Annotated in this window: 9 protein-coding genes; 3 read left to right on the plus strand and 6 right to left on the minus strand. The window is 37.2% G+C overall.

Annotated features, from left to right (window positions below; all coding sequences use genetic code 11):
- The first annotated feature begins 6 nt into the window (after positions 1–6).
- Positions 7–1,629 carry a response regulator transcription factor gene (locus CTY48_RS15850; protein WP_099469425.1) on the plus strand — a complete coding sequence of 541 codons (1,623 nt, stop codon included), beginning with the start codon at positions 7–9 and terminating at the stop codon, positions 1,627–1,629.
- 76 nt (positions 1,630–1,705) lie between these two features.
- On the opposite strand, the gene CTY48_RS15855 is transcribed toward CTY48_RS15850, so the two are convergent.
- Entirely contained in the window at positions 1,706–2,119 is a 414-nt protein-coding gene (locus CTY48_RS15855; protein ID WP_099469426.1) for a DUF3783 domain-containing protein, read from the minus strand.
- A gap of 116 nt (positions 2,120–2,235) precedes the next feature.
- On the opposite strand from CTY48_RS15855, the gene CTY48_RS15860 reads away from it, so the two are divergent.
- Positions 2,236–3,174 (plus strand): linear amide C-N hydrolase, encoded by a 939-nt coding sequence (locus CTY48_RS15860; RefSeq protein ID WP_099469427.1) that lies wholly within the window; start codon positions 2,236–2,238, stop codon positions 3,172–3,174.
- On the opposite strand, the gene yaaA is transcribed toward CTY48_RS15860, so the two are convergent.
- On the minus strand, positions 3,168–3,929 hold the full coding sequence (gene yaaA / locus CTY48_RS15865) for a peroxide stress protein YaaA (protein WP_099469428.1): 762 nt from the start codon (positions 3,927–3,929) through the stop codon (positions 3,168–3,170). The two genes, CTY48_RS15860 and yaaA, sit on opposite strands and share 7 nt — an antisense overlap.
- A gap of 117 nt (positions 3,930–4,046) precedes the next feature.
- Complete coding sequence (locus CTY48_RS15870; RefSeq protein ID WP_236354986.1) at positions 4,047–4,844, minus strand: hypothetical protein; 798 nt, start codon at positions 4,842–4,844, stop codon at positions 4,047–4,049.
- Between the two features lie 149 nt (positions 4,845–4,993).
- On the opposite strand from CTY48_RS15870, the gene CTY48_RS15875 reads away from it, so the two are divergent.
- On the plus strand, positions 4,994–5,557 hold the full coding sequence (locus tag CTY48_RS15875; protein ID WP_099469430.1) for a TetR/AcrR family transcriptional regulator: 564 nt from the start codon (positions 4,994–4,996) through the stop codon (positions 5,555–5,557).
- A 179-nt stretch (positions 5,558–5,736) separates the two neighbouring features.
- Here CTY48_RS15875 and CTY48_RS15880 read toward each other — a convergent pair whose 3' ends face one another.
- The 3 genes from CTY48_RS15880 to CTY48_RS15890 form a co-directional block, all read right to left on the minus strand.
- Positions 5,737–11,283, minus strand: coding sequence for a pectinesterase family protein (locus CTY48_RS15880; RefSeq protein WP_099469431.1), 5,547 nt, complete (start codon positions 11,281–11,283; stop codon positions 5,737–5,739).
- Between the two features lie 434 nt (positions 11,284–11,717).
- Positions 11,718–12,287, minus strand: a complete 570-nt coding sequence (locus CTY48_RS15885; protein WP_099469432.1) for a hemerythrin domain-containing protein — start codon at positions 12,285–12,287, stop codon at positions 11,718–11,720.
- Positions 12,288–12,289: 2 nt separating this feature from the next.
- Positions 12,290–12,901 carry a hypothetical protein gene (locus CTY48_RS15890; RefSeq protein ID WP_099469433.1) on the minus strand — a complete coding sequence of 204 codons (612 nt, stop codon included), beginning with the start codon at positions 12,899–12,901 and terminating at the stop codon, positions 12,290–12,292.
- Positions 12,902–13,021 lie beyond the last annotated feature (120 nt).

Genomic DNA, 13,021 nt, shown 5'->3' on the forward strand with positions numbered 1-13,021 from the left:
AGATAAATGAACATCTTACTGGTTGACGACGATCGCTTTGTTTTAGGCGCATTGAATCAAAATATAGATTGGAAAACACTAGGGTTTGAGGACGTATACAGCGCTTCAAATATAACCCAGGCAAAAGAAGTCATAAAAGATAAATCAATAGAAATTTTAATTACAGACATTGACATGCCTCAGGGAAGCGGCATTGATTTACTTACCTGGGTCAGGGAAGAAAATTATGATATTCAGACTATCTTCTTAACTAATTATGCTGAATTTAATTTTGCGCAAAAAGCCATCGCATTACAGAGTTTTGGATATTACTTAAAACCAATCGAATTTGACAAACTGGAATTAATCGTAAGAAAGGCAATTCAAAAAGCTGAATACACCAAAAAAGCAAAAAATGCAGCCAGTATTTCAAATGCATGGGAAGATATCAAGGAAAGCATTTCAAAACATTTTTGGAGTGAATTTCTGAAACAAGAAAAACTTTATTCAACAGAAGAATTGCATTCCCTTCTGGCAAAAAATCATCTTACCTACCATACAACGGATCAATTTATTACTATTTTATTTGATATATTCACCATATCCTTATCGGATCAAAATGTTATTACTAAGTGTTTTCATGCTCCTAGCAAGCTTTCTTTCGAATTTGAAACTGCTTTTTATGAAATATTTAAAGAGGTGCTATCACCAAATGATGTTCTTTTCGAGAAAAACACTTCGGGCGGCAGTTTTATTTCCATCATAAACTGTACCAATGCTGAATCAGGAGCTTTACTTGCTAAACTGAAGCGATATTGTGAAAAACTAATCTATTCTATGAATAAAAAATACGAGGCTTCCCTTAGCTGTTATATTGGGCTTCCGCTCACCTTCCAAACCTTTCATGAGGGGTTAGAGCAGTTGCAGTCAATGAGCAAAAATAGAATAGATTGCAGAAACAAAGTCTTTATGTTAAACGAATACATACCCATTGAAACGGATTACTCCTTACCTAATTTAAAACTTCTCGATGAATATCTGCAATTGGGAAAACATGCTTTCTTTCTTGCATATTGTGAAGATTATCTCTCTCAATTGTCATCCTCGGACAAATTAAACTATGACGTTTTAGCCAGCTTTCAAGTTGATGTCATACAGCTTATTTATTCGTTTCTAAAGGAAAAGGGTATTCTGGCACATAAGTTAATCCAAGGGAAAACCAATGATACATTACTGGAACTATCCCTAAAGTCCAGAGAAAGTATGATTATTTATATCTCTTATCTTGTAAATACTGCACTGGACTATGTTGCTTTCTCTGCCTGCGATAAATCGGTTGCTTCCATTATCTGTGAATACATTGATATCCACTTTGCTGAAGATATCAATCGTAACAGCTTAGCTGAAATTGTTTATCTGGACCCCGATTATACCGCAAAGCTTTTTAAAAAAGAAACCGGGTGCTCTCTTGTCAATTATATTATTAAAAAGCGTATTGACACGGCAAAAGACTTATTAGTCCATACAGATTTATCCGTTAATATGATTTCTGATAAAATAGGCTATGGCAACTACTCTTATTTTACTAAACTTTTTAAAAAAGTAGCAGGCGTTACACCTATGGATTATCGAAAAACAAATGGCAAATAGCTTAACTATTATAAAATAAACGAGAGGAATCCTAATACTATAGTTTTCCTCTCGTTTATTTTAAGTTTTAATCATTCTATTCAACAGTATTATTATCCACTTTGTCTTGACTGCTTTTCTTACTCATGGTTTCATGTTCAAGCTTCAATTCTTTGTACAGCTCAATTGCATTCCAATATTGATTTGTCTCCGTCAGGATTGCCTTACAATTTACTTTCGGTATCCCATTCTTTCGAAAAGCCGCTATTAAACTGTCAATTTGTGCACTTTTCAATCCCACCATAATTAACATTTCATCTTCTAATTCTTCACCTTCATACTTTTCTTCTATGGATTCAATTCCCTTTACTCCGGCAATATAACCGATAGGCTGATTATAATTTTCTTTCATTACCTTCTTTAAACGAAATCCTAAGGGCATCAAAGCTAAGGTGATTTTGCGGTTACGCTCTGTATCATTAAAATTATATAATAAAACCGTTGGCTTCATAATCCATTCCTCCCTTTTTCAAACAAAAACACTTCTATCATTTTATCATATTTACTGATATAGCGCCATTTCTTTTCATATAATACTATAACTAATACTTTGGGGGACATTTATATATGTGTACGGCAATGACGTTACAATCCAAGTCCAATGAGCTGTTTTTGGGGAGAACGATGGATTTTTCACATGATATTATGCCACAGCTTTATATTATACCCCGCTCCTATACCTGGTATAACACCTTAGATAATTCTCAAATCAGTGATTCTTACCAATTTATTGGACTTGGCCAGGAGCTTGACGGTATTTTTGGCTTTTTTGACGGAGTAAATGAGAAAGGGTTTGCGGGAGCCGCTTTATATTTTGCCGGATATGCCCAATACGATACCGTACCTCGTAATGGAAGCACACCGGTTGCATCCGTTGATTTTCTCCACTATATTCTGAGCAGATGTGCTTCTTTAGGGGAGTTACAAACTCTTTTAAAAGGAATTACTATCATCGGTATTCCTGATCCGGTTACAAACACAGTAGCACCTCTGCACTGGATTGTTACTGACAGAAGCGGAGCCTGTGCCGTAATCGAAGCAACGGATAAAGGCATAGAGATGATAAATAATCCGATTGGCGTTATGGCAAACAGCCCTAACTTTAATTGGCACATGACAAATTTAAGAAACTATATGGAAACTTCTCCAAAACAAACGGAGAAAGTCTTTTGGGATAGTGTCCCATTAACTCCTTTTGGTCAGGCTGCAGGAACCATAACTCTGCCAGGCGGCTTTACCTCTCCGGAACGTTTTGTGCGAACCACTTATCTAAAGTCACATTTGCCAAAGCCAGAGGATAGCCCGGAAGCAATTGCGGCTGGTTTTCATATTCTGGGAAACGTCTCCATACCAAAGGGTGCTGTCATAAGTAATCGGAGCACTTATGATTATACAAAATATACAGCATTCATCAATACCAGTACATGCGAATACTTTTATAGAACTTATGATGATATGACAATTAGGACCGCCAGCCTTTGGCAAACAAACAAGACAGCTCAATGAACTGTCTTGTGTTTATTTCTGAGAAATACATATTTTTTTTCATCCGATAAATCTTTCGCATATACATAATTTAACCGATTGAATTTCTTAATCTCCCCTACGTCCTCTATCTTATTCTCTGCCATGAAACGTACCATTTCGCCTCTTGCCATTTTAGCATAAGTTCCTTTTTCTATTACTTTTTCATCTTTGATTTCTCCAAATACACAAGTCACAAATACCGTATCCTGTTTCAGATAAGGGGTGATGCATTTGCTGTATTCCTTCGATGCCAGATTAACAATACAATCACTTTCCGATAACAGGTTCTCGGCAAGACTGTCTTTCCAGAAATGATATAGAGAATTGGTATGCCAGTCCTTAAGAACAGCCTGCATCTCTAACCGGTAAGGGACAACTCCGTCAAAAGGGCGGAGTATACCATAAAAGCCTGATACGATACGCAGATGTTCTTCTATATACTCCAGATGACTGCTTTCAAATACCTCAGCCTTGATGTAATTAAACTGTAATCCGTCGTAGGACAGGATACAAGGCGTCAGGTTTTTATACAAATCCATTGTCTGAATACGGCGATAGTTTTGCTCTGCAATGCTGTCGTTGCATTTCCAGATGGATTTTAATTCGGCATAGCTCAATGTTCTAAGATAAGCGAAAAGAGATTCGGTTTCTTTCATAAAATGAGGCAGTGCCTTATGGGGCAAGGTATCGGAATCTATCCTCATTTTCTTGGCGGGTGATATAATAATTCTCATTTGTATCTCCTTGTATGTACAGCAATTCTGATATAGCAAATAGAACCTCCGTTACGGAAGCTCTATCTACAATTATAAATGATTTTTTTAGAAAAGTATAGCCTCCCTTTCAAGCTCCTACCATACTGTTTTCATGCCATTTTCTAGCTTTTTTGGCTTTTGCGGCATTCTCCTTAGCACCACGATATTTCTGATTGCATATCCGATACTGACAATTCCGATGCAGTAGAACCAAGGGTTATTGGAAAATGAAAAATAATCGCTTGCAAGTGCCCACATATTGTGCGGCAGAAATGAGTTAATCGTGCCAAGTAATATAACAATGGCAAGCTTATAAGAAGCTCCGATTTGTGTCTTTCTCTTTTCCCAATACAGACCCGGTACAATTGCGATTAAAATATTAGTAAAGATAAACCACTTAAACATATATGGATCGTTCATAAAAACACGGAACAGATTTACAACGCCGATGAAAACCACAATCTGTCCGACCACTCTGAACCATGCTTCTTTTACTGTAACCGGTCCGTCGTGCAAATGCCCCCAGATTTCCTGTCTTTCTATGTAAATAGACTTATACAGATTATATATCTCGAACAGATTCCATATTACAAGCGCAACCGATGCGAGCGTGAAGAACCAAAAACCTCCGGTAGCCTTTGCTGCAAGCGCAAATACGATAGCTCCCATGGAATCATGTGCAAAATAAAAGGTGTGCATCCAGACCGGATAAGGTGCACTTTTTTCTCTTCGAACAAGCTGAAAGCTGTAAATATACTCCATATAGCCAAAGAAAAATGTCAGTCCCGCTATTATCAAAATCAGAATGAACTGCGGATTGTCAGGACTAAAGGCATAGGTAAAGTCCTCCAAGGTGTAGTTGCCGGGGTAAAAGTGAAATAGTTTCTCTAACATAATCATATCTCCTTTTCATCATTTATTGATTATTCTACATATGTGTATTATAATTTTGTTATTATGCATAATCAATTGCCAATACTTTTGTTGTTGTGTATTAATCCACAAAAATGAAATATTTGATGAATAAAAGGAGTGAATTTATTATGGCTAAGACCGACCGCAGAATTCTAAAAACAAAAGAAAGCATACGAAATGCTTTTATGCAACTTGTACATAAAAAGGATTTCCAAGCCATCACCATCACGGAGCTAGCGGAACTGGCAAATATAGACCGGAAAACATTTTATCTTCACTATACCTCTATACATGATATTTTGAAGGAATTTGAAGCCGAATTGGCTGATAAGGTGATTTTACTGTTAAGAAACACCCAAACATTTGAAATGGACGCATTTTTCTATGGTCTAACCGATATTATGTTAGAGCATATCGATTTTTACCGCCATATCTCACGTGATACTTCCTATTCGTTTTTAATGTCCGAGTGTAAAAATATATTAAAAGATGCCCTGAAACACTCCTTTTACGAAAGCTCCGCCTTGCCCATTGAAAAGTTCAATGTCTATTCTGAGTATGTGTCTTCGGGCATTATCGGCATCTACACGGATTGGCTTAACAACAATTCCAAAATGGAATTGGATGAGCTGACCTCACTTGCAAAGGAAGCGTTGACGGGAAGCTGGAGTATTATTACAAAGAAAAACTAAAAAAGTGTGGGCTTTGCTCGCACTTCGCGCCCGAACGGATTGCGAAGCAACTATTTCTCTCTCTGCCGCTTTCTAAATCTTTAGGTTCTGAAATCTAATTCAAAAGACTTTAAAAACCATTGTAAAACTAATAATTTTAGCTAGTTTTACAATGGTTTTTATATTACTTATTTATCTAATTATTTTTTAACTGTGATCTTGATTGTAGCTTTCTTGTTACTTCCATCTTTTGCAGTTGCTGTAATTGTTACCTTTCCTGCTTTCTTAGCTGTTACAACACCTTTGGAGTTAACTGTTGCAATCTTACTATCTGAAGATTTCCAGGTTACATTTTGATTTTTAGCTGTAACCGGACTAATGGTCAATGAAAGTGTTTGTTTTGCTTTTACTTTCATTGTCTTTGAGCCTGAAACTTTTATATTTGAAACTTTCAAAACTTTTGTTGTTGCATTTAATGTAACTTTTGCTGTTTTTCCGTCTGCTGTCTTAGCTGTAATTGTTACTTTTCCGGTACCTACAACTTTTACTTTTCCTTCCGAACTTACTGTTGCTCTTTTCTTATTCGATGTGGTCCATGTTACTTTTGCATTCTTAGAATCTGCATTACTAGGTGTTACTACTGCTTTAAAGCTGTATGATTGTCCTTTTTGAACTTTAATTGTTCCGCTTACTTTTTGATTATTAAGTTGAAGCCCAACTTTTGTTACTTTCTGACTTACCGTCACGTTACATGTTGCTGTCTTGTCGCCCGCTTTTGCAGTGATTGTAGCTGTTCCATTTCCTACTGCTGTTATTTTACCATTCGATACGGTTACAACTTTTGCATTTGATGAGGACCATGTTACTGTCTTATTTGCTGCATTTGATGGAGCCACTGTTGACTTAAGTGTCTGTGATGCTCCAATTGTATCAAACGTTAAGGATGTCTTGTCTAAACCGAATGAAGTTACTTTTTGCGCTACTGTTACTTCACAAGCAGCCGATATACTTCCTACTGTTGCTTTAATTGTTGCCGTACCGTTTCCTACTGCTGTTATTACTCCTCCGGATACAGTTGCAACTTTTGTATCTGATGATGTCCATTCTACTGTTTTATTAACAGCATCAGCCGGTACTACGGTTGCTTTAATCGTCTGGGAAGCTCCAATTGTATCAAATGTTATTGTATTATGGTCCAGAACAACATCTGTAACATCTATTACCTCCACATTTTCATTATACTCTGTCTTCAACCACTGAATATAATTCATTGTAACTTTTCCTGCCCCTGTATAAGGAACTACGTTGGTTTCAAGAGTAGTTGCATCATACAATGCAGGTACTTCATACGGAAGGCTTGCTAAGAATCCATCTACATCAAGTACTTTTCCTTCTGCCTCTATTTCTTCTGAATAATAATTTATTTCAAGGGAAGAAGTATTGCTGCCTAATGTATGCAGGGAATTAAGTGCTGCAATATAACCTCCTGGGCTTGCCATATTACCGCTTTGTGCCGGGCATTCTATGTTTATCATACTTGTATTATGAACCAGAACTTTAGAATCACAAGTGGCAAGGGAACCATTGCTTACAATTTTGCTGGCTAATGACGTACCATTTACACTGTCTATTGCTCTTAGTTCTTGTTTTAAATTATAAAGATTTGTTGAATCCATTACACAGTTGTATACATGAGAATTACCTCCGCGCATTCTAGGCATACGGTCCATGGAATCTTTATAGTAATTATAAGCTAATGTTACATTAAGATTTTCATAATTAGCCTCTGTGTCAGATGCACCTACAAGGTGGGTCTTCTTCTGACCCGCTGCGTAAGCTCTTATCTGTGCCTTCGTCATTCCCTCATCAAGTAATGAAGCATAATAAGGATAAGTCTCTTTATTATTTTCTAATTCTTCCATCATTGTATTGAAAAAGGTTCCGTCTTCACTTTCCGGTAAAAATTCACACCATGAAATAGTTACATCCATCGTATCATCCGCATTTGCTTTCTTAACATCTGCAATACCGTCATATGCTTTATAGAAGGTACAGTGATCAATCCATATACCTGTGCTTCCGCTTTCAATGGTTATATAATCCCAGTCGTTTCTATCATATTCGCTGTGACCTTCGTCCCACTCCCAAAGTTCATCAAATTTAATATTTCTGATAATAATGTTCTTAGAAGCATTAATATTGATACAGGTATGTAAAATACTTGAGCCGTTCTGTGAGAATATTGTAATATTTGCCATTTCCTTCAAGGAAAGTTTCGAAACTCCTGTTTCCATTAAGGTCGGATGTGTGATCGGTGTAATGGCTGATGATATGATACTTGAATATTCTTCCAACAAATCACCGATTTCATTTGTTCCAAGGGCAATATCTTTTGTTATTTCAATTACACTCTTTTTACCTGATTTCTTTATAGATGACAGAGCTCTTAAAAATTCTTCTGCATTGGATGCTTTATAATAATTATCGGAAGTTTCAAGTAATAATCCGCCGCCGGTTGTTCCGTAACCATCTGCATATCCGCTTAATCCATAGTTTCCAAGTCCTGCGTCGTTGGTATCATCCGGATTAGCTGTATCTGAGTCATATTCCTTCTCTATGTAATTTTCATCTGTTGTTGTAACAATACTTCCGACATACTCTGCTGCATTTGTGGTGATTACCGTATATGGGTCCCATCCAAGAGATGAGGTTTCAATTATTGTTGCTGCCTGTGAAGATGAAATCTGTGGTCGGTTCGTATTAATTAAAAAACCTTTTCCATAGGTATAATATTCACTAAATCTTGCAGCCTTCCATGCATTTCCACTCATGTCCGCATACGGAAAGGTCTTATAAATAACACTGCTCATGTAACAGTTAATAAATGTTGCAGAAGCATCCGCTCCCCAAGGACGGGCTAAAAGATATTTCGTTCCTGTGCATCCTTCTTCTGCTACTATTCTACAATTATTAAATATATAACCATAGGAAAGTGAAGCTGATGTCTTCGGTGCTGTAACATAACCACTGTTTTTAACAGAATGATATCTGAATACTAAGTCACAGTCATTAAATAAAGCTTGTCCGTCTGTACCATATATATAATCCACATTTCCCGTAATATAACATTTGTAATAATATTGTTTGTTACTGTTCGCCTGTAAGGTATCCTGATACCCTAAAAATTTTACATTTACAAAGGTACTTTGGTTAGCATCTACTCGGATGGCATCTGCAGAACCGTTGCTCTCCGTTCCTTTATACTCATAAGAATTTTCAAAGGTAATATTTTCTGCTGAAAATCCCGTTGCTGTTTTCGTAATATAAGTTGCACATCTTGTGCTGGTATCTCCGCCTACTGTTGTCTCATCACAGTAATAAATTCTTGTTAACTCTCTGTCTTCACCAATTAATGTAATATACGGTGATGATACAGTTAAATGTTCAAAATAGTCCCCGGTTTTAACTAAAATAATTACTCTGTCCGTATTTGAGGAACTAACTGAATTCACTGCCGCCTGTACGGTACTGTAAACTTTAACACCACTTATTGTATCTGATTCTTCTCCATCCGTACCCGTATAAGCACAATCTACAATAATATCATAATTTGTAAGATATACAAAATTATATATTTTTCTTGTTATCTTTCCCTTTGAATCTGTTAAATGTAATTCTACATCATTTCTGCCCTCTTGCAGTACAGCCTCAAAAGCAAATTTGCCTTTTACCCCTACTTCTTTTGTATCCTGCACAGAACCGTTCACAACAAGCTCAATGGTTCCTGCTCCTTCCGATACTCCTTCTAATGCAGCCTTATTGGTATAAACCGTATCATATGATTTCTTCGTAATTGTAATTTCTACCGCTTCTTCATCATAAACATATTCTCCCACATGCCCCGCTGATGGAAGGGTAAGGATTACTTCTGAACCGTTACTTGTATTATCTGCTGATTTGCATACGATATAATAATAATAAGGTGTCTCATTTACAAGGTTTGTATCTTCATAGGAGAGCGTTTCTACTGTGGCAATTAATGTATACTCTGTCTCTTCTGAAGACATTCTGTAAATTTCATATGTTTCGGCACCTTCTACTTTTGTCCAGCTAAGTGAAATTGCTGAATCACTACTTTCTGCTGAAACTGTTGTTTCTCCTAATGGTGCCTGCAAAATAGCTGCTTCTGAAGCAACTGCCTGTGTTGTCTTGCTTCCGCAAATTCCTGAAATTCTAAATCTATATCTGCCGCTATCTGAAATGGATGCGGTATAAGTTTTCTCTGTAACTGCTTCTGAAAGAGTTATATATGTGTCTCCGTCATCGGAAGATAACTCTACTTTATATGCTCCGTCATCTTTGCAGTCATCACCTTCCCAGTTTACTGATATAGATAATCTATCCTCTGAAATAACCGGTTTCTCCACACTTGCTACATTTGGAGCTTCTCCGACTGCTTCGTAACAATCATTTTGGTCATATAACACATTACCACTTGCATCTTTATATACAAGATTTGTAATAACCGCATCTGCATTGGAAACTCCAAAACCAAATCTTACTTTATCCGTAATGGCAAGTGATACATTGGAACTGGAATAGCCATCTTCTCTGGCATATTCTGTTCCGTCCGGTGTAACTGCAACGAAACTAATCTTGCTTTCGTTCTTTTTAATCTTTACATGAATTCTATCCCCTAAAGCCCATGTTGCATTGATACCACCGGCGCCAATACTGCCTGTGGACTTGCTATAAAAATTTCTAAGACTGTTATCTCCTCGCAATGCTATTGTTGCCAATCGGGAAACTGTCGAATTACTTTCCTCATAAATTCCTGCTGTGATACCGTAAGAAGAAGAACTTCCTACGCTTGTTATTAAAATGTCTGCCTCAATCTCATTTAATTCTGCAGTACCATCAAACAAATAGTAGCCGTTTGGTTTTGAAAGATCAGAATTCTTTGATGTACTGTCCGAATTGCTTAAATATAATCTATGTCCGATTGCTTTCACACTTAAATTATCTTCAACTAATATGCCAGGCATTGCCGTCTGCTCATTAGCCACCGGTGATTCTTCATTTGCATCTGCATTTTTAACCACCATTTTATGTATGTATGATGTTCCTGCGGATGAGCTAATCTCAAATGTTAACGTTCTCGCTGCACCTGTATATGTAAATGTGATAGTTTCCCCATCCGTTCCAGATTTTAGTAAGTTCGAATCATAAGTACATGACTCACCATCATCTAACTCTGTGGTCATATCTATCGCTGCATCTGTCTGGCTATATGCACAAACGGCAAATTGAATTTCAGCATCTCCTGCAACTTTCACTTCAAGTGTAGTGGCATCTTTCACGACTATTCCGTGTGGATCATTATATTTGAACTCTCCGTTAAGAGTCCATAAGCCATCCTCTGATACAAAACTTGTAATATAATCAGTTGATGAAATGATTCCGCTTGTAAAATCATATGTATAAGTAGTTCCGGTCTCGGGCTCACTCATTGCTCCTGACTCGTTGACTTCCATTGCCTCTGTAGATACTACTTCTACATCTTCGACTTCTGTTTCTGCTGCAGATACCTCTTGCGTCTCTTCCACATCTGTTTCTGCTTCAGCCGTCTCCATGTTAGACTCTTGTGCCGCGTAGCTGGTTATTCCATCAAAAGAGATGGATGTTAATACTAATGCTAACGCCATAACAATTGTCAATGTTCGTTTTAACTTCCTAAACAATTGCATAATAATCCCTCCTTAAATATAGTAATAAAACTTTTGTAATTTATTTCCCGTCTTGGCATATTCTACATTATGCAAACGTTCTTTTCAAGCATTTATTGTAACTTTTTCATATTTTGTTAGTATTTCACAATTATTTTTTCGGGATTTTTATATAATTTATTGGTTTTATTTGCATTTTTTTATGCATTTAATGAAATATCGCTCAATTCTGCAAAACTCAAAATCCTTTCTATACGGAAAATCAGTTCCATATGCTTCTACTTTTGCAAACGTGTTCATTTTTATTCATTCTATATACTAATTTACTATTCAAATTGTGCAGCTTATGAGCAGAAGCGAGTAGGTGTAGACTTTCACTAGCAAGACTAGTGCCATGTCGGTCAAACATATAAAAAAGCCCCTTACTCTTTCAAGCAGGGGCCTTCTCAATTAATCTAAAGTAAAGAAGGAAGATACTTCTCTTCTAACTCTTTTAAAATACTTAAATATTTTTCCTGAATTTTATTTTCTGTCGCCTCGTCTTCAAACACCTTCACACGCTCATCCACCGATTTTAGAATGTCCTCGGCAAGACTTTTCTCAGCATAGGTGTAAACCACTTCGTTTTCCTTACCGATATGGCGGGTTAAAAGATTTGCGTAGCCCGCAGCGTTTGCCAGAATTTCCAGCTTATATTCCGTTTTAGGCTCTTCCTTGTACTGGTTTAATGCAGCTTCCAAATCCATCATATATCTTCTTCCAAGGTCATGCTCCACGAGCATACCATGCTGAATCAGGTTTGCTCCGACCGTTCCCAGATGATTGGTCATCTCAAGGAATAAAATCTGCTCCTCCTTGCCGTGATGATGCTTGTCCGCGTAGTTTCTTGCAAACTCAATCATTTTTCTGAAATCCTCATCATTTACGTCTCTGCCCTCTATAACCTGGCAGCAAGCCGCCCTCACTACATCAATAAGTCTAAGTATATTGTCATGTTCCATGACCATTAATTCAACACTGTACATGCTTAATCCTCCTTTTTAATTTTTCGAATTCCGGTTTCGCTCTCTTCTAATACGAGTCCGCTCTCGGAAAGCATCCCTTTTATCATCTGACTGCGAAGTGTATAGTACACTTTGATATCTCCTTCCACCTCATCCCAGTATTCCTGATGGATGCAAATGGTCTGTCTCCAAACGGCACGCTCCGCGCTCTGCTCCATCGGCTCGTTTACCCTGTCGCAAGGCATTCCGTCCAAAAGACTGTCGTTTAGCAGCTTAAATGCCTCATCCGCACCTGCACCCTTTGCTACTGCATGGCATGTTCCAAAAGAAAATGCAATTTTCTTTAGCTCTTCTAATCTGTTCTCGTCCTCCTTTAAAAGCGATGTCACAATAAAAGCAAGTCTCGCCTCAGATATTCCGATTTGATATTGAAGCCAGCCATGGATGTTGCTCTGGTCAATAATCTCCTCCAACGGACGGCGCTCCGCTACTCCGCAGTTCATATCTGCCTTCTCTCCAAGAGTTGTATCCCAGCCGTTTGTCTCGGAGGCACTTAAAATATCCTGAATAAGCTCCTCCTGTAATTGAATTTTGTTATAAAGCCAATAGTGGATTGGTCCTAAAAATGCGCTCATATTTACACCTCACATTATTCTTTCTACTAAGTTATTTTTACCAATTAATTTATTATCATCCTATCATAGGTATTCTTTTATTTCAGTAACAATTGTGACATTATTGTATTTTTTTATATG

The organism is Konateibacter massiliensis, assembly GCF_900184995.1.
GTDB lineage: Bacteria > Bacillota > Clostridia > Lachnospirales > Lachnospiraceae > Lachnotalea > Lachnotalea massiliensis.

Excerpts from the sequence above, each read along its gene's own strand:
- CTY48_RS15850 (WP_099469425.1), top strand. The coding sequence starts at position 7 with ATGAACATCTTACTGGTTGACGACGATCGCTTTGTTTTAGGCGCATTG.
- CTY48_RS15855 (WP_099469426.1), bottom strand. The coding sequence starts at position 2,119 with ATGAAGCCAACGGTTTTATTATATAATTTTAATGATACAGAGCGTAAC.
- CTY48_RS15860 (WP_099469427.1), top strand. The coding sequence starts at position 2,236 with ATGTGTACGGCAATGACGTTACAATCCAAGTCCAATGAGCTGTTTTTG.
- yaaA (WP_099469428.1), bottom strand. The coding sequence starts at position 3,929 with ATGAGAATTATTATATCACCCGCCAAGAAAATGAGGATAGATTCCGAT.
- CTY48_RS15870 (WP_236354986.1), bottom strand. The coding sequence starts at position 4,844 with ATGTTAGAGAAACTATTTCACTTTTACCCCGGCAACTACACCTTGGAG.
- CTY48_RS15875 (WP_099469430.1), top strand. The coding sequence starts at position 4,994 with ATGGCTAAGACCGACCGCAGAATTCTAAAAACAAAAGAAAGCATACGA.
- CTY48_RS15880 (WP_099469431.1), bottom strand. The coding sequence starts at position 11,283 with ATGCAATTGTTTAGGAAGTTAAAACGAACATTGACAATTGTTATGGCG.
- CTY48_RS15885 (WP_099469432.1), bottom strand. The coding sequence starts at position 12,287 with ATGTACAGTGTTGAATTAATGGTCATGGAACATGACAATATACTTAGA.
- CTY48_RS15890 (WP_099469433.1), bottom strand. The coding sequence starts at position 12,901 with ATGAGCGCATTTTTAGGACCAATCCACTATTGGCTTTATAACAAAATT.